16 protein-coding genes and 2 riboswitches are annotated in these 19504 nt (G+C 55.0%); of the genes, 15 read left to right on the forward strand and 1 reads right to left on the reverse strand.

The window, feature by feature from the left end; translation table 11 throughout:
- The first annotated feature begins 12 nt into the window (after window positions 1–12).
- The 9 genes from H8B13_RS17825 to H8B13_RS17865 all read left to right on the forward strand — a co-directional run bounded on the left by H8B13_RS17825 (window position 13) and on the right by H8B13_RS17865 (window position 12312).
- Window positions 13–1350, forward strand: coding sequence for a family 1 glycosylhydrolase (locus H8B13_RS17825; protein ID WP_187312173.1), 1338 nt, complete (start codon window positions 13–15; stop codon window positions 1348–1350).
- Between the two features lie 213 nt (window positions 1351–1563).
- A complete protein-coding gene (locus tag H8B13_RS17830) occupies window positions 1564–2904 on the forward strand; it encodes a pitrilysin family protein (protein WP_315985160.1) in 1341 nt (446 codons plus the stop codon).
- A gap of 21 nt (window positions 2905–2925) precedes the next feature.
- The gene (locus H8B13_RS17835) at window positions 2926–4317 is read left to right on the forward strand and encodes a M16 family metallopeptidase (RefSeq protein WP_187312174.1); all 1392 of its coding nucleotides are present in this window, start codon (window positions 2926–2928) and stop codon (window positions 4315–4317) included.
- Between the two features lie 114 nt (window positions 4318–4431).
- Window positions 4432–4538: riboswitch (SAM riboswitch) on the forward strand.
- A gap of 68 nt (window positions 4539–4606) precedes the next feature.
- Entirely contained in the window at window positions 4607–8320 is a 3714-nt protein-coding gene (gene metH / locus H8B13_RS17840; protein WP_187312175.1) for a methionine synthase, read from the forward strand.
- Window positions 8321–8563: 243 nt separating this feature from the next.
- Complete coding sequence (gene metF, locus H8B13_RS17845; protein WP_187312176.1) at window positions 8564–9520, forward strand: methylenetetrahydrofolate reductase [NAD(P)H]; 957 nt, start codon at window positions 8564–8566, stop codon at window positions 9518–9520.
- A gap of 174 nt (window positions 9521–9694) precedes the next feature.
- The gene (locus H8B13_RS17850; RefSeq protein ID WP_187312177.1) at window positions 9695–10171 is read left to right on the forward strand and encodes a tetratricopeptide repeat protein; all 477 of its coding nucleotides are present in this window, start codon (window positions 9695–9697) and stop codon (window positions 10169–10171) included.
- 87 nt (window positions 10172–10258) lie between these two features.
- Window positions 10259–10810, forward strand: a complete 552-nt coding sequence (locus H8B13_RS17855; RefSeq protein ID WP_187312178.1) for a hypothetical protein — start codon at window positions 10259–10261, stop codon at window positions 10808–10810.
- Window positions 10811–11056: 246 nt separating this feature from the next.
- Window positions 11057–11548 carry a hypothetical protein gene (locus tag H8B13_RS17860; RefSeq protein ID WP_187312179.1) on the forward strand — a complete coding sequence of 164 codons (492 nt, stop codon included), beginning with the start codon at window positions 11057–11059 and terminating at the stop codon, window positions 11546–11548.
- 263 nt (window positions 11549–11811) lie between these two features.
- Window positions 11812–12312, forward strand: a complete 501-nt coding sequence (locus H8B13_RS17865) for a GAF domain-containing protein (protein WP_187312180.1) — start codon at window positions 11812–11814, stop codon at window positions 12310–12312.
- On the opposite strand, the gene H8B13_RS17870 is transcribed toward H8B13_RS17865, so the two are convergent.
- Window positions 12309–12977 carry a hypothetical protein gene (locus H8B13_RS17870; protein ID WP_187312181.1) on the reverse strand — a complete coding sequence of 223 codons (669 nt, stop codon included), beginning with the start codon at window positions 12975–12977 and terminating at the stop codon, window positions 12309–12311. The genes H8B13_RS17865 and H8B13_RS17870 overlap by 4 nt on opposite strands.
- Before the next feature lie 201 nt (window positions 12978–13178).
- Here H8B13_RS17870 and H8B13_RS17875 point away from each other — a divergent pair, with 201 nt between their 5' ends.
- The 6 genes from H8B13_RS17875 to H8B13_RS17900 all read left to right on the forward strand — a co-directional run bounded on the left by H8B13_RS17875 (window position 13179) and on the right by H8B13_RS17900 (window position 19488).
- Window positions 13179–14687, forward strand: coding sequence for an N-acetylmuramoyl-L-alanine amidase (locus H8B13_RS17875; RefSeq protein WP_187312182.1), 1509 nt, complete (start codon window positions 13179–13181; stop codon window positions 14685–14687).
- 170 nt (window positions 14688–14857) lie between these two features.
- Complete coding sequence (locus tag H8B13_RS17880; protein ID WP_187312183.1) at window positions 14858–16261, forward strand: OFA family MFS transporter; 1404 nt, start codon at window positions 14858–14860, stop codon at window positions 16259–16261.
- Window positions 16262–16304: 43 nt separating this feature from the next.
- Window positions 16305–16454: a hypothetical protein gene (locus H8B13_RS17885; protein WP_187312184.1), complete on the forward strand. Its 150-nt coding sequence runs from the start codon at window positions 16305–16307 to the stop codon at window positions 16452–16454.
- Between the two features lie 98 nt (window positions 16455–16552).
- Complete coding sequence (locus H8B13_RS17890) at window positions 16553–16888, forward strand: DUF2007 domain-containing protein (protein ID WP_187312185.1); 336 nt, start codon at window positions 16553–16555, stop codon at window positions 16886–16888.
- Between the two features lie 120 nt (window positions 16889–17008).
- A riboswitch (SAM riboswitch) is annotated at window positions 17009–17100 on the forward strand.
- 388 nt (window positions 17101–17488) lie between these two features.
- Window positions 17489–18472, forward strand: a complete 984-nt coding sequence (locus H8B13_RS17895; protein WP_187312186.1) for a RimK family alpha-L-glutamate ligase — start codon at window positions 17489–17491, stop codon at window positions 18470–18472.
- Window positions 18469–19488, forward strand: coding sequence for an LLM class flavin-dependent oxidoreductase (locus H8B13_RS17900; RefSeq protein ID WP_187312187.1), 1020 nt, complete (start codon window positions 18469–18471; stop codon window positions 19486–19488). Before H8B13_RS17895 ends, H8B13_RS17900 begins: the two co-directional genes overlap by 4 nt.
- The last annotated feature ends 16 nt before the right edge of the window (window positions 19489–19504 follow it).

Raw genomic sequence — 19504 nt, forward strand, 5'->3', positions numbered from 1 at the left:
TATCCCTCTCTCATGGCTAAAGGATTTCTAACCCACATCATAGACAAATTCGGCAACGGTGGTTATGAGGGCGACCAATATGGCGGGGCCGGTGGCCACGACGGCAGCGGCCTACCTACTGGCGAATCCGGCAACTTCATGTTTGCCACCGGCATCGAGTGCTCCTATCCCACTATCGATAATGGTCGTACCCGCCGCGACCTGCTGGCTGAGTGCGGACACTACGAACACTGGCAGAAAGACTTGCAGTTAGTCAAAGATTTGGGGCTGAAGGTATTGCGCTATGGTTTGCCGTACTACAGCATGCATAAAGGCCCCGGCCGCTACGACTGGGAGTTTGCTGATCTGGTGATGAACGAGATGAAGCGTTTGGGCATTACACCTATTCTGGACCTGCTGCACTTTGGCGTTCCCGACTGGCTGGGCAATTTTCAGAACCCCGAGTTGCCCGTACATTTTGCTGCGTTTGCCGGTGCCGTAGCCAAACGCTACCCCTGGGTCCGATACTACACGCCCATCAACGAAATCTTCGTTACAGCCCGTATGAGTGCGAAGGATGGCGCTTGGAACGAGCAACTGCGCACTGATAAAAGCTTCGTAACAGCTATGAAGCACTTGGTGGCCGCCAGCATTATGGCCAACCAAAAAATTGCCGAGCAGCGCCCCGACTGCATCATCGTGCAGAGCGAATCGGCTGAGTATATCCACGAGCTAAAAGCGAGTCCGTGCTCTCAGATTAAGCTCGATAACAAGCTGCGCTTTCTGGCCCTGGATCTTCTGTATGCCCACCACCCCGATGCCGACGTGCTCACGTATCTGCTCGATAACGGCCTGACGCGCAGGGAGTACGACTGGTTTATGGCCGGCGAGCCGCCCGGCTACCAGATTATGGGCAACGACTACTACGGCCGCAATGAGAAGATCATTCTGCCCAGCGGCGAAATCTGCACCAGCGTGGATGTGTTGGGCTGGTACAACATCACGCTGGAATACTACAGCCGTTACCGCAAGCCGGTAATGCACACCGAAACCAACGTTTTTGAGGCCAGAGATGCCCCTACCTGGCTCTGGAAACAGTGGGTAAATATCCTGCGAATGCGGGAAGAAGGCGTGCCCGTGCTGGGCTTCACGTGGTATTCCCTCATCGACCAGGTGGACTGGGACATCGGCCTGCGCCGCAAAGTAGGCACCGTAAACGCCTGCGGCCTCTACGACCTCGACCGTAACCCGCGTCCGGTAGCGGAAGCCTATAAACAGCTACTCCAGGAGTACGGCCAGATTACGATTGTGCCTCATGGTGAGCTGTTTGTAATAACGCCCAAACCAGCCACGCTGAAAGTGGAAATATAGTAGAAGAGGGGGCAGAGAAGGAAGCAACGGCCTGATAAACAATAGCATCTATTATATAAATGCTTAGCTTTTCTTAATATAGCAAACCCGAAATCTTTTCACTCTCCTTCCTCCACTACTTATGCTTTCAACTAGACGCTTACTTCCCAGTCTGCTATTGGGTTTGGGGGCTTTTTTGCCCTGAATTCATGTAGTCAGAAAACCACGTCGGGAGTGGCCGGCGACACAAATACCCCCCAGGCAGCGCCGGTAGCCAAAGTAGCTACCTACCAGGTGCCAGTAGAATATCTCACCCTCGACAATGGGCTAAAAGTGGTCCTTTCGCTCGATCATACTGTGCCCAAGGTTGTAATAGCGGTGTATTACGGAGTAGGCTTCCGCAACGAGCCGCGCAACCGCACTGGTTATGCGCATCTGTTTGAACATCTAATGTTTCAGGGCTCTCAGAACCTGCCCAAAGGTGAGTTCGACAAGATAGGACAGAGCAGTGGCGGCATTAATAACGGCTCCACACGCTTTGATTTTACTAACTACTTCGAAATAGTGCCCGCTCACAAGCTCGAAACCTTACTTTGGGTGGAAAGTGACCGGATGCGCAGCGTGGCCCTTACGCCAGCCAGCCTGGAAAACCAGCAGGGTGTGGTGAAAAACGAGGTGAAGGTCAATGTGCTCAATCAACCCTACGGCGGCTTTCCATGGCTGGATATGCCCCAGTATGCCAACAAAAACTGGCACAATGCTCACAACTTCTACGGCGACCTTAAGGACCTCGACGCAGCGACCCTGGAAGATGCAGAATCCTTTTTCAAGACTTTTTACGCGCCTAACAACGCGGCTTTGGTCGTAGTAGGTGACTTTGACCCATCGGACGCCAAAACCTGGGTCAAAAAGTACTTCGATAGTATTCCCAAGGCAACGTTGCCGCCTAAAGCAGATCTGACTGAGCCTCGCCAAGAGAAGGAGCAGCGCTTCAGCAAAGACGATAAGCTGGCCACCAAGCCCGCGCTGGCTTTTGCCTATCACATGCCCGACAAAAACACGCCGGAGTATTACGCCATGGGCCTGCTCGACCAGATTCTGTTGCAGGGCAACGACAGCCGCCTGTACCAAGCCTTGGTGCAGGAGCGCGGCTACACGGGCTCGGTGAGTGGTGGTATCAATTCGGGCCTCGGTAACATGTTCAATTACAACGGCCCCATGCTCTGGGATGGCAGCCTGGTGTATGACAAAACTGTATCGGCCGACTCGGTAGTAGCCGTGCTGGACCGTGAAATTCAGCGGCTCGACAAAGAAGGCGTAAGCCAGGAGCTGCTGGATCTGGCCATCGTCAAAATGCGCTCTGACCTGTACGACCAGGTAAGTCAGACCTTCGGCTTCGGAAAAGCTGATCTGCTGGCCAGCTTCGCTTTATTTGAGAACGACCCCAAGCGCATCAATGAGCTCGAAAGCGAGTTTCGAAAAGTGACGCCCGAGCTAATGCAGAAGACGCTACGTGAGTACCTGCGTTCTACCAACCGGACCATTCTCACAATCAACCCACTGGCTAAAAGCTAGTACCTTATGAAGCTTCATCTTATGAAAAAGATAATTCTTGGCCTGCTAAGTGTTGCTTGTACTTTTAGCGCCCCCGCTTTTGCTCAGAAGCAAACCCCACCCGTCGGCGGCACTCCCCGCGACTTTACTTTGCCCCCCAAAACGGAGTTTACGCTGGATAATGGCCTGCAAGCCACGCTGGTACCCTACGGTGACATTCCGAAAGTAACGGTGAGCATGATTGTGCAAGTAGGCAACGTGCACGAGGGCGCCAATGAAAACGGCCTGGCCGATATTATGGGTCGCCTGATGCGAGAGGGAACCACGACGCTTTCGGCCAAAGAGATTTCGGCAAAAGCCGCTCGCATGGGAGGCTCGCTCGATGTGTCGGTAGGCCCAAACCAAACGGTCATCTCAGGTTCCGTGTTGTCAGAATACGGGCCCGAACTAGTGAAGCTCATGGCTGACTTAGTGCAAAACCCCGCTTTTCCGCCCAGTGAGATAGAGCGTATCAAAAATGACTTTAAGCGGGAAACGAACCTGGCTCGCTCCCGGCCCGGCACTCAGGCCCGCATGAAGTTCACGATGGCCCTGTACCAAGGTCACCCCTACGGCCGTGATATGCCCACCGACGCACAAATCAACGCCCACGGTCCGGAGCAGGTGCGCGACTTTTACGCCAAGCAATTTGGCGCCCAGCGTACATCGGTATATGCCGCTGGCAGATTCGATGAAAAGGCCATGCGCGAAGCTGTTACATCTTCCCTGAGCAATTGGACCAAGGGCCCGGCGCCCCGTATCGAGATTGCCAAGCCCGTCACCAAAACCGATCTGATGGTGCAGGACCGACCCGGCGCGCCCCAGTCTACGTTGGTTATCGGCCTGCCCGTCATTGATCCTACCCACCCTGATTATACCCGTCTGCGAATCATGAACTCGCTGCTGGGGGGCTCTTTCGGCTCACGTATCACCCGCAATATCAGGGAGGATAAAGGCTACACGTATTCTCCCTACAGCAGCATTAATGCTCGCTATCGGGCCGGCGAGTGGTCGGAAGTAGCCGACGTAACCACCGAGCACACGGGCAACTCGCTCAAGGAGATTGTGTATGAAATTGAGCGTCTCCAGAAGGAAGCCCCCACGGCCGAGGAGCTAGAAGGCATCAAAAATTATGAGGCGGGGTTGTTTGTGCTGCGCAATTCTACCCCAGCCGGCATTATCGGCCAGCTGAGCTTCCTCGACTTTCATGGCTTGCCCGACAGCTACCTTACCAACCAGGTAAAAGCCATCCACACCATTACACCGAAAGAGGTGCAGGATGCGGCTAAGAAATACGTCCGCCCCGATGAGATGACCATCGTCGTTGTGGGAGACAAAAAGGTGATTGATCCGCAGCTAAAGAAGTTTCAGGCCGAGCGGAAAAAGTCGCTCTAATACCGCTTCCGCCTAGTATTAAAAGGGACTGACCAGCTGGTCAGTCCCTTCTTGTTTCAGGGTGCGCAAATGAGGGTAAACTTTTTTCGTCGTCTTGCTGTATCTTTGCTCAGCTACTTATCCAGAAAGACCGAGGGACTGGGCCCTACGACGTCTTGGCAACCTGAGTAAAACAAGGTGCCAACTCCCATTTTGCCCCCCAGGGCAAAAGAAGATAAGTGCGGAGCCGCGTTTTGAGGTTCTTTCTGGATAAGCAGCGCTAAAAACGCCTTTTTCTGAAGGAGATCTTATGAAAACGACTCGCCCCGCCTCCCCCCTTTACGACATTCTCCAACAGCGCATTCTGGTGCTTGATGGCGCCATGGGCACCATGATTCAGCGTCATCCGCTGACGGAGGAGGACTTTCGGGGCGCACGCTTCGCCGACCATCCCAAGCCCCTGCGTGGCAACAATGACCTGCTCAGCCTTACCCGCCCTGATATTATCAGTGGTATCCACGCCGAGTATTTCGCTGCAGGCGCCGACATGGTGGAAACCAACACCTTCAGTGGCACCACCATCGCTCAGGCTGATTATGGCTTGGAGTACCTAGCGTATGAGCTCAACTACGAGTCGGCTCGCTTGGCCCGCGAAGTGGCCGATGAGTTTACTGCCCGCGAGCCGCACAAGCCGCGCTTTGTGGCAGGTGCCATCGGCCCTACCAACCGCACCGCTTCGCTCTCACCCGATGTGAACCGCCCCGGCTTCCGCGCCGTGACCTTCGACGAGCTGGCTACCGCGTACCTAGAGCAGGTGCGCGGCTTGGTGGAAGGTGGTTCGGATACACTGTTGATTGAAACCATCTTCGACACACTCAACGCCAAAGCGGCGTTGTATGCCGTGCAGAAGTATTTCGACGAAGGCGGCAAAGTGGTGCCGGTCATGATTTCGGGCACAATTACCGACGCGTCGGGGCGCACACTTTCGGGGCAGACGGTAGAGGCATTCTGGAACTCTATCAGTCACTTGCCGCTGCTGAGCGTGGGCTTGAACTGTGCCCTGGGTGCTGATCAACTGCACGTCTATGTGAAAGAGCTAAGCCGCATTGCCGATGTGCACGTTTCGGCCTATCCGAATGCTGGTTTGCCTAATGCCTTCGGCGGCTACGATGAGTCGGCGCAGGAATTTGCGGCTGTCGTTGAAAACTACTTAAAAGAAGGCATCGTGACGGTGGCGGGTGGCTGTTGTGGCACCACACCACAGCACATTGCCGAGCTAGCTAAGCTGGCCGAAAAATATCAGCCGCGCCAACTACCCGAAGTACCCAAAGCCACTCGTTTAGCTGGTTTGGAGCCGTTTGGTATCACCCCCAACAGCTTGTTTGTGAACGTGGGCGAGCGGTGCAACGTGACTGGCTCCCGCGCTTTCGCCCGCCTCATCCGCACGGGGGCTTATGAGCAGGCCCTGCAAGTAGCCCGCGACCAGGTAGAAGGCGGCGCCCAAGTACTCGACGTAAACATGGACGAAGGCATGCTCGACTCGGAGCAGGCCATGACCACTTTTCTCAACCTAATTGCCTCCGAGCCCGACATTTCGCGGGTTCCGGTGATGATTGACTCCTCAAAGTGGAGCGTGCTGGAAGCCGGCCTGAAGTGCGTGCAGGGCAAAAGCATTGTCAACTCGATTTCGCTGAAAGAAGGCGAGGAAGTTTTCAAGGAGCGCGCCCACACCGTGCGCCAGTACGGCGCGGCTATGGTCGTTATGGCCTTCGATGAGAACGGCCAAGCCGACTCTCTTGAGCGGCGTATCGAAATCTGTAAGCGTAGCTATGATATCCTGGTAAAAGAAGTAGGCTTCCCGGCTGAGGATGTCATCTTCGACCCCAATATCCTGACCGTGGGCACCGGCATGGAGGAGCACCGCAACTACGCCCTTGATTTTATTGAAGCCGTGCGGTGGATTAAAGCCAACCTGCCCGGCGCCCTTACTAGCGGCGGCGTCAGCAACATCAGCTTCTCCTACCGCGGTAACGACGTAGTTCGTGAAGCCATGCACACCTCTTTCCTCTACCACGCCATTCGCGCTGGTCTGGACATGGGCATCGTAAACCCCAGCCAACTGGGCGTGTATGACGAGATTCCGAAAGACCTATTGGAGTTGGTAGAAGACGTGCTGCTCAACCGTCGCCCCGATGCTACTGAGCGCCTCGTGGATTTTGCCGAAACAGTGAAGCAGAAGGACAAGGTGGAAGTGGTGGCGGACGCTTGGCGCAGTCTGCCCGTGGCCGAGCGCCTGCAACACGCACTGGTTCGCGGCATCACCGAGTTTATTGATGAAGACACGGAAGAAGTACGCCAGCAAGTAGGCCGGCCGCTGGAAGTAATTGAAGGCCCACTCATGGCCGGCATGAACGTAGTTGGTGACTTATTCGGTGCCGGCAAAATGTTCCTGCCGCAAGTAGTAAAGTCGGCCCGCGTGATGAAGAAAGCGGTGGCCTATCTGGAGCCTTTCCTGCTAGCCGATAAGCAAGGCTCGGAGCGGCAAACAGCCGGTAAAATCCTGCTAGCTACGGTGAAAGGCGACGTGCACGACATCGGCAAAAACATCGTGGGTGTGGTACTGGCCTGCAACAACTTCGACATCGTGGACCTCGGCGTGATGGTGCCGTTGGAGCGCATTCTGGACGAAGCAGAGAAGCAAAATGTAGACGTAATCGGCCTAAGCGGCTTGATTACACCCAGCCTCGATGAGATGGTGTACGTGGCGCAGGAGATGGAAAAGCGTGGCCTGAAGACGCCGCTGCTTATTGGCGGGGCTACTACTTCCCGTCTGCATGCGGCCGTGAAGGTGGCGCCCAACTACTCCGGGCCGATGGTGCATGTGCACGACGCTTCGCGCTCGGTGGGCGTGGCAGCTAGTCTACTCGGTTCCAGTGCTGAAACCTATGCCAAGACCGTTAGCGACGAGTACGCGGCTCTCCGCGCCGACTATGCCACCCGCCAACGGGAGAAAAACTACCTGACCATCGAAGCGGCTCGCGAAAACCAGTTTAAGGCTGATTGGGAGATTACTCCGATTACCAAGCCGACCTTCCTCGGCACGAAAGTACTCGACAACTATCCGCTGGCCGAGCTGGCCGACTATATCGACTGGACGCCGTTTTTCCACACTTGGGAGCTGAAAGGTAGATATCCGCGCATTCTGGAGGACGAAAACCTCGGCGAAGCAGCTACCAAGCTGTTTGCTGATGCCCAAGCAATGCTCCAGAAGGTTATCAGCGAAAACCTGCTCACCGCCCGCGCGGTAGTCGGTTTCTGGCCCGCGAATACCGTTGGTTACGACACTATTGAGGTCTATGCCGACGATACGCGCGAGCAGGTAATGACGGAGTTTTTCACCTTGCGTCAGCAGGGCGAAAAAGGCCCCCGCATCCCGAACCTCGCCTTCTCTGACTTTTTGGCCCCCAAAGAATCAGGCCGCCAGGACTACATTGGTGGTTTCGCCGTGACGGCGGGCTTGGGTATTGAAAAGCTTATCGAAAAGTTTGAGGCTGACCACGACGACTACTCCAGCATCATGATTAAGGCGTTGGCCGACCGCCTGGCTGAGGCCTTTGCGGAGCGTCTGCACCAGCGCGTGCGGGAAGAGTTCTGGGGCTATTCAGCCGACGAGAAGCTGACCAAGGAAGAGCTGATTCAGGAGAAGTATCGCGGCGTGCGGCCCGCGCCCGGCTACCCCGGCTGCCCTGACCACACGGAGAAAATCACACTGTTTCAACTGCTTGATGCGGACCAGCAAACGGGTATCATCCTCACCGAAAACCTGGCGATGTACCCGGCATCGTCGGTGAGCGGCCTTTACTACGCGCATCCCGATTCGCGCTACTTTGGCTTAGGCAAAATAGCCCGCGACCAGGTAGAAGACATTGCTCAGCGCAAAAATATGCCGATTGCGGAGCTCGAACGCTGGCTTTCCCCCAACCTCAATTATAACCCCACCAGCGTACCCGTAACGGCGCTGTAAGCACAACAAGCTCCCCTCCTCAGCTGAGGAGGGGACGCTTTGGCGAAGCCGAAGCTGGGGTGGTTGAGGGCGTTGTTTAGTTGAGTAATCTGCTATTTTTAATAGACGCTATTCTACAATTAAACAACACCAGCAACAAGTCAACCACCCCCGTTTTCGCAAAGCGAAAACATCCCCTCCTCAGCTGAGGAGGGGAGCTTATTTACTAACACTACTCTCACTAGCCTACTGCTGGTGTTCTATATGAAAGTAACTGACCACCTGATTAAAGCCGACGGCAAAACGCTGTTTTCCTTCGAGGTTTTGCCCCCCAGAAAGGGCGAGAACATCCAGAACCTGTTCAGCAACATAGAGCCGCTGATGGAGTTCAAGCCGCCCTTTATTGACGTGACTTACCATCGCGAGGAATATGTATACCGCAAGCAGCCGAACGGCTTTCTGGAGCGCAAAACCGTACGCAAGCGGCCCGGCACGGTCGGTATTTGTGCGGCTATCAAAAACCGTTTCGATGTAGATACGGTGCCTCATCTGACGTGCGGTGGCTTCTCCAAGGAGGAAACCGAAAACGCCCTGATTGACCTGCACTTTTTGGGTATCGATAACGTGTTGGCTTTGCGCGGCGACCCGATAAAGTCGGAGTCTCACTTTATCCCGGAGCCCGACGGCCACGCTTACGCCAGCGACCTTATTGAGCAGGTAGCGTGCATGAACCAAGGGCGTTATCTGGATGAGGAGCAGGAGGATACGTTTCCGACCAACTTCTGCATCGGCACGGCCGGCTATCCGGAAAAGCACTTTGAGGCGCCCAACTATGGTTCTGATATTCGTTTTTTGAAGCAGAAGATGGACCGTGGCGCTGAGTACATTGTCACGCAAATGTTCTTTGACAACGAACAGTTTTTTGCCTTTGAAAAGCGGTGCCGGGCGGCGGGCATTACGGCGCCTATTATTCCGGGCTTAAAGCCGATGACCACCAAAAGCCAGCTCACGATGCTGCCGCGCACTTTCTTCCTCAACATTCCGGAAGAGTTGGCCGAGGCCGTGAGCCAGTGCCGCGACAATGAGGACGCGCGTCGCATCGGTATCGAGTGGTGCATCAATCAGAGCCGCGAGCTGATGGCCCACGGTGTGCCTTGTCTGCACTATTATTCTATGGGCAAGTCTGAGTCGATTCGGCGCGTGGCCAAGGAGCTGTTTTAAATATTTATATCCCGCACGAGCAAAAGCCAGCAACTAAGTGAGTTGTTGGCTTTTGCTTTTAGCAAAAGCGTATACATTCGGAGTTACTTTTAGGGTGTAAAAGCCCCCCGGAGAGCTTTTTACAAACGTAGCATCTGTTCCAGCGTACACTTATCTCAGCTTTTTCCTTTCGCTATGAATACGCTCGATGATCTGTTTGCCAAGTTGCAAGTGGCAGAGGCGCCAGCGGAAATTGAAGCGTTGCAGAGCGGCATCTGGCAGATTTGGCTGACTACTGGCGACCATGCCCTCGATAAGCACCTGGAGGCGGGCATGCGGGCGCTTGCGGCCGGCGACTACACCCGCGCTATTGCCGATTTCACGTATCTGATTGATACTCGGCCGGAGTTTGCTGAAGGCTGGAACAAGCGCGCTACAGCTTACTACATGCGGGGCGAATACCGCGCTTCCTTGCTGGATATTGCCGAAACGCTGCGCCGGGAGCCCCGCCATTTTGGGGCGCTTTCTGGTTGGGTTGCGATACTGCGCATGCTGGGCGAAGACCGAAGCGCCCTGCGCGTGCTGCGCCGCTTAGCCAAAATCTGCCCGCACTTTCCGGGTTTGCAAAGCCAACTGCGCGACCTGCGCGACCGCACCGACGAGGAATACTAGGCGGTCGCGTATTACTGGGGGGCTTTTTCGATTTAGAATGCGACAGGCATGAATATCCAACTGCGCGGTGGTTGCGTACACGCCTGTATGAAATCTACTGCCACCTTTCCGCTCAGTTTAGTACCTGCTGCGGGCCTCTCGTTTGCCTGCCTTTTCCTGCTCACTGGCTGCGACACCACGCCCCGCGAGCGGCAGGAAGTTGTGCGTCAGGAAGCCCGCAAGCTTGATACGCTAGCCGACCGTGCCGGCGACCGCCTCGACCGGGCTAGCGACCGCGCTGCCGACTACACTGCCACTGCCCGCGCCCGCAACCGTCAGCCGCTGGACCCCGCCGCCGAAGCCACCTTTGCCACTGAGCTACTGGGCACCTACGCGGCTATCGATCAGCTCACTGCGCAAAATATTGAGCCCGCCTACACCCAACTGCTTCGCCAGACGCGCGCCAAGCGCCGCCAGTGGACTCAGCGCGATTGGGATTATGCCACCAGCATTTATCGCCGCCTAAATGACCGCTTGAAGGCCATTCGCTTGGACGTAATAGGGCGCGACGAGCTGCGTATCCGGGGTCTGCAAGCGGAGTTTGTGGCCATGGAAGCAGGCCGTGATATCAAGGACTTGGGGCAAGCGGTGAAAGAGTAATTTCTTGCCGCATCGCTCAGGCAGGCGCGTTTCCTTTTGAGAGGCGTTATAGCTTAAGAAAAAGCCCCCCATGTTGTATATGGGGGGTTTTTTTAGTGTATTTTTAATATTCTACTGAAGCCGAGCGCAAAACCGCTGATTTACTGCTGAGCGATGCAATACTCTAACGCTCGGCTTATGGCTTTGCAGTCATTCACGAGGGTTGATTTAGCTTTTCATTTTGCCCAACTGCCACCTTTATTTCCTATGGCCAGCGCTTCTACTCCCGCTTCACCCGTGCTCCTTGATATTGAGCAGTTTAGCTCCCTGCTGGAACGACATGGGATTCATACGGCGCTTCAATACCTGAATAGCCGCACGCCGCATCGCTACACTGGGGTTTTCCGCTTTGAAGGTGACCAGCTGCGCAATGAGGCCCTCTACGATCGGCGCGACCCCATTAATGTGGTGCACGGCCCCGATGCTCCTCTAGAAGCCTCTTACTGCATCTTGCTAACCCGGCAGCAGTCGCCCTTAGAAATCACGGACGCCTCCACCGACCCGCGCCTTAGTCATCTGACGAATAAGCCCGTATTGTCGTACTGCGGAGTCCTGATTCGGGATAATGCGGGTAAGCCGTTCGGTTCACTTTGCCACTTCGATGTAGAGCGATGCCAGGAGCGCACCACCGATTTGCCGCTGATGCAAGCCGCCGCCGATCTGCTGTACAACCATTTGCACCCCACCGATGCTAAGTAATTGCCTATCAAAGCGCGGTCTGTAATGTGAAGGAATAACGACTGCACCCCCAATAACAACGACGCATAAAATGTTTCTCAGGGCTTCTGGGGGGCTTTTATGTGTCGTTGTTTATTTAAAGGATTTGTGCTTGACTGAAAACTGATGGAGTAAACCAGCGTACGTACATCAATCTTCAATACATTGCAGTTTCCCGCGCCTATTAATGCCTTCTGAGGACCTGTCTTACGCCCCTCTTCCTCCACGACGTCCCCTTCCTGCCTATGTCTACCTTTCCGCCAACGCCGGACTCGTCCATGCTACGCGAAATCGATGAGTTCTGCACTGTACTGAACCAGCACGGGGCACATGCGGCGCTCAGATATTTGAACAGTCGCACCCCTCACCGCTACACCGGCGTGTTTCGGTTTGATGGCGACAAGCTTCGCAGCGAGGTATTATATGACCGGTTTGAACCGAACGTACAACAGGGCGAAGACGCGCCGATGGAGGCCACCTATTGCTCCTTGGTAGGGCGGCAGCAGGCACCCTTAGAAATCAACGATGCCGCCACGGATTCCCGCGTGAAGGGCCTGGTTGATACGCCCGTTGTATCATATTGCGGGGTACTTATTCGCGATGCGCAGGGCATCGCCTTTGGTACGCTTTGCCACTACGATATGCAGCGTTGCCAGGAGCGCACCACCGATTTGCCCTTGCTGGAAACGGCCGCGACTCTGCTGTACACCCATTTGTACCCGGTTGGCGCTAAACAACAGTCTTAGAAAGCCAGCGTAGCACGTAGCCGCATGGCGGGACGGTGCATGGTCCTGGTTTCGTGGTAGGTGGCGCTTAAACTACCGTTGAGGTTATCCTGCTGTCTGGTTTCGTCGCGGACGCGCAGCACGTCGTAGTAGATTTCTGGGCTCAGGTACAGGCTTTTAAACACCCTGATTTTGGCCCCCAAGCCGGCATTCAGACCAATGCCATTGGAAGTGCGGGTTTGCGTAACATCCAGACAGCCGCAAAAGCCGCCCGTAAGGTTTCCAGTGGAGGTATAGCGGCGGTAATAGAAGTCGGTGAAAGCGTACAACCAATCAAATTTTTTCAGCGGCGCATATTGGGCGCCCACCTTTAGCTGTAGCTCCTTGTCGGTTACTTTGCCTTCCAGGCAATCAGCGCAATAATCATAGCTGGGCTTCACGGTTCCTTGGCTAAAATTGCCCCCCAGTCGTACCCCAAACCGAGTGGGCGAATAGCGCAAAAACACGCCGGATGCCCACTGAGCCGGATTATTGGCGGGAGAATTATCGTAGCGGTGGCCGTTGCCAGCAGGGTTATAATTTACTACTTCAATGCCGGCCTCATACGCTCGCTTCGGCTGGTCTTGCGCGTGGGCAAACAGGGTACAACCCAGCAGGCAGGTGGTTAATATTAACGTTTTCAGCATAAATACAGGTAGTAATAAGGGGGAGAAGAAACCGGGGTAACGCTGCGCCGTAGCTGCCTCTTACCAAACTGCGTTCAGGAGTTGGACGTGCAATCGTGGCTATGATGCTTCGTGGCAGATAAATGGTTGCAACGCTCTAAAACCTGACTAGTAACGGCTGGTTCTGCCCCCGCTAAGTCCTTCTCACTCCGACTACTCTTCATGGGTATACCCAAACTTTTGCTGCAGCTGCTCCTGCTGCTTCCAGTTACGCCGATGCTGGCGCAAACGCCGCTGATTGAAACGGCCGAAACCGTCCCCGCCGCCGATCAGTGGCTGCACCCCGGCGACCGGTTGCAAGTACGCCTGAAAGGGCAACCTGGTGCTACCGCCACGTTTCTGGGGGGCAAATCCATGACCGAATTGCCCCTCACACTCACCAATGGACAACTGGGCATCTATCAGGGCACGTACGTGGTGCAGCCCGGCGATACCCTCCAGGATCGGCCCATTACTTTTGAGCTGCTCACCCCAGACAGTGTGCGCACCGTGGCTTTCAGTTTGCATAAGGTTCGTTTTTTAGATCAAAATGCCCCCCAGCTCGCTGTTACGAAGGGCCCGTTGGCTTACCTGAATTATGGGTTGGGCGAAGACCGCTTGGGTGGGGCCAAAATGGGATACCTCGATTCGTTGGTGGTGCTGCACATCAATGGCAAAGTGGGCAGTCAGTACCGGGTGCGGCTAGCCGAAAACCAAACCGTTTGGGTACCCGAGAACGGTGTGCGCTTTTTGCCCCCCGGCGGCTTTGTACCTGCCTCGCTTACCGGCTCCTGGAGCGTTCAGGGCGACTCGCTTTACGACTATGTGCGTGTACCGCTCACCGAGCGCCTGCCCTATCGCTCACAGCTACTCACCGAGCCCAGCCGACTGGTCATTGATGTATTTGGCGCCACTTCCAACACCAACTGGATAACGCAGCGCGCAGGTTTGCAAGCCCTTGGGGATGTGCACTACGAGCAGATACAACCTGATGTATTTCGGCTGGTGCTTCATTTGCGTCACCGCCAGAGTTGGGGCTACAGCATTGGCTACCAAAAGAATGTGCTGACCATTCGCGTAAAACGCCCCCCAGCCAAGATGAGCTTGCGGGGCCTGACCGTAGCCGTCGATGCGGGCCACGGCGGCTCCAGTACGGGCGCGGTAGGGGCGAGCGGGGCAAGCGAAAAAGATTTAACCCTTGCCATTGCTCAACGCTTGCAGCGTGCGCTTGAGCGCAAAGGAGCCCGCGTGCTTATGACGCGTGCTGCCGACGTGAGCGTGGACAATGGTGACCGAATTCTACGCCTGCGCCAAGCCAACCCCGATTTGCTGGTGAGTATTCACGTCAATTCCTCCAGCAACAAAACAGTGCGAGGCACCAGCACCTACTACCGTTACGTGGCATTTCGGCCCTTATCTACGGCGCTCTACGCTGAAATGCTGGCTACAGGCTTGCCAGGGTTTGGCAACGTGGGCAGTTTCAACTTCGGCCTGAACGGCCCTACCGAATACCCTAATGCCTTAGTAGAAACAGCCTTCGTCTCGAATCCTGAGGACGAGCGCCTGCTGACCTCGCCTGCTTTTCAACAGCAAATGGCCGAGCGTATGACCCGCGGGCTCGCAAATTTTCTGCGGGCCAGTCGACAGCCTGGTTTGCGCGGCTGGATGAGCCGCAAGCCGGCTGAGCAATAGGCTGCGCTTACTAGCTATAGCTGTTTAGCAACATTTATAGCTCTTTGGTTGATAATCTGGCCCAAAAGCTTCTACCTTCCTGATTCTCAACCCCGGAGGCGCATCATCCGCCGCCTCCCTATCCCAGCACTCTTCCGTTCACCTATTTCCCACCACTCTTTTTTTACTGCATGGCAACCTCTACTTCATGGCTGGATCGCAGCCGTACCATTGCCGGGCCGGGCTTCAACCGCTGGCTGATCCCGCCCGCGGCCCTCGCCATTCATCTTGCCATTGGGCAGGCCTACGCTTTTAGCGTGTTCAAAAAACCCATGGGAGCGCTTATCAGTGGAGACGTGAACGCACCCGCGCCTACCGACTGGACACCCGGTCAGCTGGCTGTTATCTTTTCCATTGCCATTGTACTTCTGGGGTTATCGGCGGCCGTATTTGGCAAATGGCTCGAACGGGTTGGGCCTCGTAAGGCGATGCTGGCTTCGGCTTTATGCTTTAGCGGCGGCTTCTTTATTTCGGCGCTGGGCGTATCCATGCACAACATCTGGCTCGTGTATTTCGGCTATGGCTTTGTGGGCGGCATTGGGCTTGGTATCGGGTACATCTCGCCGGTAAGCACGCTCATCAAGTGGTTTCCGGATAGACCGGGCGTAGCAACGGGAATGGCCATTATGGGCTTTGGTGGGGGTGCCATGATTGGCTCCCCGCTGGCCGTAGCGCTGATGGCTTATTTCAAAGATTCAGCCCCCATGGGTGTAGCCCCTACTATGCTCACGATGGGTGCTATTTACTTGGTATTCATGATGTTTGGTGTGTTCACCATTCGGGTACCTGCCGAAGGCTGGAAACCAGAAGGCTATGTGCCCAACACCCAGCACTCAACCCTTATTACGGCCGCCAACGTGGATGCCGACACTGCTATCAAAACTCCGCAGTTTTGGCTTTTATGGGTAGTATTGCTCACGAATGTGACGGCTGGTATTGGCGTGCTCGAAACAGCCTCTCCCCTTATTCAGGAAACATTTTCAGATGTCTCGATGGGTGAGGGTTTGGGTGTAACGGCGGCCGCGGCGGCTGGCTTTGTAGGTCTGCTGAGCTTGTTCAATCTGTTGGGGCGCTTTTTCTGGTCGTCGGCCTCGGATAAGATGGGCCGCAAGCCCACCTACATGATTTACTTTGGCTTGGGTATTCTACTCTACGCCTTGGTGCCCACGCTGGCGGCCAATCATTCCCTGGCGTTGTTCGTCATCGTGTGCTGCGTGATTCTGAGTATGTATGGGGGTGGATTTGCTACCGTTCCTGCCTACCTGCGCGACTTGTTTGGCACGATGCAAGTAGGAGCTATTCATGGACGCCTATTAACTGCTTGGTCTACGGCTGGTATTCTGGGACCTCTGATTGTCAACTACTTACACCAAAATCAAAAGGAAAAGGGTCTAACAGGGGCTGAGGCGTATCAAACGGTATTCTATGTGATGGCCGGTTTGCTGGTGGTTGGCTTAATTGCCAATATGCTTGTCACTGCCGTGAACGAGAAATATCATTACAAAGAGGAAGCTGCTAAAAAAGTAGCTGCTTAATACTCGGCCTGGTTCCTGTATTCAATCGTTAAAAATCTTCCACATGGAAAACCGAATAAATCCTACTGTTCCAGATGCCGGCAATGCGCCTTCCTCAGGTTTGAAAACCGCTTTAGCCTGGCTTTATGTTGGCGTGCCTCTCGCCTGGGGCGTCTCCCAAACGTTTATTAAGGCACTGGACTTGTTCAAATAAGTCGGCAAGCAGCTTCCATAACGAAGCCTGCGTATAGTTTTTACCACGAGAAGCACCTAATGGGGTGCTTCTCGTGTTTTAGCTGAAATCATTATCCTATGTTCATCGAGCCAACCGACGGCACAGTTGTCCTGCTAGAATCATTTGCTAACTCCATATCAGCGCACCTGGCCAAGAATCAGCTAGAAGCGGCTGGTATTGCCTGCTTCATAAGCAACGAGAATCGCCCGTACGGGCCTATTTCGGGCGGCGTACGGCTGCATGTACGGCAGCAGGATCTGGAGGCTGCCCAACTGGTTCTTTCCGAACAAGCTGCCCTTATGACGGCGGTTTACGATGATGAGCAGGACACCTCCGCAGAAGCTGCTACGGCCTCTGCTTCCAACTCATCGGGCAGTTTGCTTACTCGCTTACGGGCGTGGCTGCTTTCGTAGTATTCAGCATAACCTGAGACCTAAACTGTGCGCTAACTCATCTGCATTTCACTAAGATTTGGAATATTAAATAACCAGTTGGTACATTTGTACTACCAATTCTTTCCCATCAAAGGATTGTTTTTATACAGAGGCGCAGAGAGACAGGCTCCGCGAAGCGCCGGCAACCCCCACTCCCCGTGGAACGGTGCCAAGTCCTGACCATATAAAAACAAGTTACCGTGGATCTTTTCAACACCTCCGCTTCCTCTCTACCCCTCGTTGCTACGCAACAGCTTTGTCGCGCGCAGTCTGCGCTGGCCTGCTGTTGTATGGGCTCGGTAGGACAAGGTTGTTGTTGATTTTCCCCTCTTCCCTTTCCTGCCAGTAACCTAGCCTGACGCGTTTTCAGCGGCTGCTTGGTGCTACTTGCTTTCGTGGCTCCACCCTATGACTGCCATCGTCGAGCACCCTAACTGGCTAACGCAGGTCGTGCTAGCTGCGGGCCCGCGGCGCTCCAACTTATTCGGCTTGGTTCAAGCAAAAAAGACCCCCAGCTTTTGCTACCGTTGGCAACGCGCCGATTTCCAATGATTTAACTTTCAATTCATACCACCTAACATGTCTGATTTACAGAAGCCTATTGGCATTTATTACGAGCACCCCGAATGGTTTAAGCCGCTGTTTGCGGAGCTAGACCGCCGCGGTTTGCCCTACGAAAAAATTGACGCCGCTCATCATCTGTTTGACCCCTCCGAAAAGGAAAGCCGCTATAGCTTGGTGGTGAATCGAATGAGTTCTTCGGCGTATCTGCGCGGACACGGACAAGGCATTTTTCACACCGCTGGCTTTGCTACTCACTTGGAGCGGCTCGGCGTGCGTATCATCAACGGCTCAGCCGCTACGGCTATTGAGACGAACAAAGCTCGTCAACTCTCGCTGTTCGAGTCGTTGGGGCTGAATTACCCGAAGTCGTTTGTGATCAACCACGCCTCGCGGGCCGTGGACGCGGCTCAGCAGCTGCGCTTTCCGATTGTGGTGAAAGTGAACATTGGTGGCAGCGGCGCGGGCATTATTCGCTTTGATACGCTTGAAGGCCTGCAAGCAGCCGTGGCTGCGAATCAAATAGACTTAGGCATCGACCAGACGGCGTTGGTGCAGGAGTATGTGACGCCGCGTGGGGGGCATATTACCCGGGTAGAAACGCTGGATGGCAAGTTTTTGTACGCCATGAAAGTGTACACAACGGGCGAGAGCTTTAACCTCTGCCCCGCCGAAATCTGCCAGATCCCCGACGAGCCCACGGCCGGCGACTTCTGCCTCACGGAAGCGCCTAAGAAAGGCATTCAGGTAGAAGCTACTACGCCGCCCGATGAGATAATTGAGGCCGTGGAGCGCATTGTAGCCGCCGCCAAAATTGACGTGGGTGGCATTGAGTATCTGATTGATGACCGCACGGGCGAGGCACTGTTTTACGACATTAATGCCCTGTCCAACTTCGTGGCCGATGCCGTGAATGTGGTTGGTTTTGACCCTTATGCCCGCTTCGTGGATTACCTGGAGCAACAACTTGAATTGACCACCGCAAACGCTCTTACGATATGAAATTCGGGTATTGGCTTCCCATTTTTGGCGGTTGGCTCCGCAACGTTCCCGATGAGCAAATGCCTACGTCGTGGGACTACGTAAAACAGTTGGCGCAGCGCAGCGAGGAGTGGGGCTACAGCCTCACGCTTATTGCAGAGCTGTATCTGAACGATATTAAAGGGCAGGAAGAACCGGCTCTGGAGGCGTGGAGCACGGCGGCAGCCCTGGCTGCGGTGACCAAAGAGTTGGAAATTATGGTGGCTGTGCGGCCTACTTTCCATAACCCGGCTTTGCTGGCCAAGCAGGCTGCCAACATCGATCTGATTGCGCCGGGTCGCTTGTCCTTGAATGTGGTATCGTCGTGGTGGCGCGATGAGGCGACCAAGTACGGCTTGCACTTCGAGCAGCACGACGACCGCTACGCCCGCACCAAAGAGTGGCTGGACGTGGTAACCAACGTGTGGGAGAAAGATCATTTCTCCTACGATGGCAAGTATTATCAGTTGACGGACAACGTATTGCAGCCCAAGCCAGCCAAGAAGCCTTTCCTATACGCCGGTGGCGAATCGGAAGCGGCGAAGGATTTGATTTCGACGCAGTGCGACGGCTACGTGATGCACGGCGACTCACCCGAACAAATAGGGCAGCGTATTGCCGACATGCGTCGCCGTCGGGAGCAGAAGAATTTGCCCCCCATGAAGTTTGGGGTAGCCGGCTACAGCATTGTGCGCGATAATGAGCAGGACGTGAAGCGCGAGCTGGACCGCATTACCAATGTGCAAGCTTCCGCCGCAGGCTATGGCAACTACCAGCAGTGGCTGGCTGGCACGCAGTTGGAGCAGCAAGTGTCCTTACAGGATTACTCGGTGTCTAACCGTGGCTTACGCACCGGTCTCACCGGCACGCCCGCCCAGATTCAGGACCGCATCGGTGCTTACGAGGCCGTGGGCGTGGATTTCTTCCTATTACAGTGCAGCCCGCAGCTAGAGGAAATGGAGCGGTTTTCTGAATCGGTGATTAGCGTATTAGCTTAATTGAGGCCACCACGCT

Source organism: Hymenobacter sp. BT188 (assembly GCF_014333585.1).
GTDB lineage: Bacteria > Bacteroidota > Bacteroidia > Cytophagales > Hymenobacteraceae > Hymenobacter.

Coding starts and splice junctions, on each gene's coding strand:
- H8B13_RS17825 (WP_187312173.1), top strand. CDS start 13: ATGGCTAAAGGATTTCTAACCCACATCATAGACAAATTCGGCAACGGT.
- H8B13_RS17835 (WP_187312174.1), top strand. CDS start 2,926: ATGAAAAAGATAATTCTTGGCCTGCTAAGTGTTGCTTGTACTTTTAGC.
- metH (WP_187312175.1), top strand. CDS start 4,607: ATGAAAACGACTCGCCCCGCCTCCCCCCTTTACGACATTCTCCAACAG.
- metF (WP_187312176.1), top strand. CDS start 8,564: ATGAAAGTAACTGACCACCTGATTAAAGCCGACGGCAAAACGCTGTTT.
- H8B13_RS17850 (WP_187312177.1), top strand. CDS start 9,695: ATGAATACGCTCGATGATCTGTTTGCCAAGTTGCAAGTGGCAGAGGCG.
- H8B13_RS17855 (WP_187312178.1), top strand. CDS start 10,259: ATGAAATCTACTGCCACCTTTCCGCTCAGTTTAGTACCTGCTGCGGGC.
- H8B13_RS17860 (WP_187312179.1), top strand. CDS start 11,057: ATGGCCAGCGCTTCTACTCCCGCTTCACCCGTGCTCCTTGATATTGAG.
- H8B13_RS17865 (WP_187312180.1), top strand. CDS start 11,812: ATGTCTACCTTTCCGCCAACGCCGGACTCGTCCATGCTACGCGAAATC.
- H8B13_RS17870 (WP_187312181.1), bottom strand. CDS start 12,977: ATGCTGAAAACGTTAATATTAACCACCTGCCTGCTGGGTTGTACCCTG.
- H8B13_RS17875 (WP_187312182.1), top strand. CDS start 13,179: ATGGGTATACCCAAACTTTTGCTGCAGCTGCTCCTGCTGCTTCCAGTT.
- H8B13_RS17880 (WP_187312183.1), top strand. CDS start 14,858: ATGGCAACCTCTACTTCATGGCTGGATCGCAGCCGTACCATTGCCGGG.
- H8B13_RS17885 (WP_187312184.1), top strand. CDS start 16,305: ATGGAAAACCGAATAAATCCTACTGTTCCAGATGCCGGCAATGCGCCT.
- H8B13_RS17890 (WP_187312185.1), top strand. CDS start 16,553: ATGTTCATCGAGCCAACCGACGGCACAGTTGTCCTGCTAGAATCATTT.
- H8B13_RS17895 (WP_187312186.1), top strand. CDS start 17,489: ATGTCTGATTTACAGAAGCCTATTGGCATTTATTACGAGCACCCCGAA.
- H8B13_RS17900 (WP_187312187.1), top strand. CDS start 18,469: ATGAAATTCGGGTATTGGCTTCCCATTTTTGGCGGTTGGCTCCGCAAC.